The 1,389-nt window shown below is 33.8% G+C and carries 2 protein-coding genes; both read right to left on the reverse strand.

Translation table 11 applies throughout. The features are described 5' to 3' along the window. On the reverse strand, positions 1–224 hold a 224-nt coding region (locus P0N36_RS15350; protein ID WP_275843767.1), incomplete at its 3' end, for a transposase zinc-binding domain-containing protein. After that, a complete protein-coding gene (locus tag P0N36_RS15355) occupies positions 217–1,089 on the reverse strand; it encodes a tyrosine-type recombinase/integrase (protein WP_275843768.1) in 873 nt (290 codons plus the stop codon). The genes P0N36_RS15355 and P0N36_RS15350, both read right to left, overlap by 8 nt. Positions 1,090–1,389: the final 300 nt, after the last annotated feature.

Here is a 1,389-nt window from a genome sequence, read left to right on the forward strand (position 1 = left end):
AGCTCTTTTAGAATACCTTGACAACAAGGACAGTTTCTATTACGACAAGAATTATTGTGAGTTTCAGAGTGTCCACAGTCAAGACAACGAGAAATATTACAACCCAGAGTGCCTGATTTACAGTTTATAATGGAAAGTGCGGCTTTTTGCTGAACCATGGTAGGATTGAAATCTCTGGAAAAATCTGAATAAGAGGTAGTAAAGATTTCTTGGATTTTATACATGATTCAAATCCTCTAAAGAATCCAAAGGACTCGTAACACTAGAAGTAATAGTAGTCGCTAGTTGAATATAGATAGTTGTTGAGAGTAAAGATTTGTGACCAAGCAAGGTTTTAATGGTTAATAAATCCGTTCCACTTTCATAAAGATGAGTTCCAAAAGCATGGCGAAATGAGTGGCAAGATAAACGACGATCCCAACCAAGACGTTCCTCATGGGCTTTAATATGACGAGGAAGATAAAAGGAATCAATAGGTCTTTCTACATCAGATTTACGCTGTTTAGGAAAAAGATATACTTTAGGTTTACCGCAAGTACGCCAGTATTCTTCGAGTAAAGGTAAAAGTTTAGGCGAAAGATTAACAAAACGAGCTGATCTGTTTTTGCACTTAGAGATGTAAATACGCATGTTTTGACGATCGATGTCACAACATTTAAGACGACAAACTTCACCAATACGAAGACCTGCAGAATACATAAGAGAAACCATTGCTTTTTGTTTTAAATCTTTTAAGGAAGAGATAAAAGTCACTACTTCAAGTTTTGAAGGGACAAAAGGAAGATAAACGTCAAACTTACGAATAGGTAGTTGATAAGGATCCCAAGATTGATGAAGAACGTATAAAGTAAAAAAACGAAGTTGTGAGATAGTAGCATTAATCGTGCGATCAGATAAAGAACGTTCATTCTGAATATAGATAATAAAGTCACGAAGTTCTTGCCAAGAAACATCTTCAGGTTTTTTAAGAAGAACAGTTTCTAAGTAATCAAGATAAGCGCGTATATAAGTGGAATAAGATCTAATTGTATGGTCAGTAAGACCACGAAGAGAAATCATTTGAACAAAAGTTTCTAAATATTTTTGCATAGTAAAATCCTCCTAGGATGTAGTGTTTTAAAGGGTTTGAATAAGAAAAAACAGTACATGGAGGACCACGAATTGAAGAAAAAGAAAATATGAAGTTGTTAGTTTTCGGTTTAAATATTATAATAGTCATAATAGTGAGTGGTTTTAATCCTATGTTTGATGTTATTGTGTGAGAACTTAACAATATAACATAGAAGTAAAAACCGCCACTATTTTTTTATACTTAATGAAATTTAGTAATGAGAAAGATTTAAGAAACAAGAATGTTCGCTAGCCATCGCGCCAGCGATTTGGTACAAT

Origin of the sequence: Petrocella sp. FN5, assembly GCF_029210395.1 — a bacterium.
GTDB lineage: Bacteria > Bacillota > Clostridia > Lachnospirales > Vallitaleaceae > Petrocella.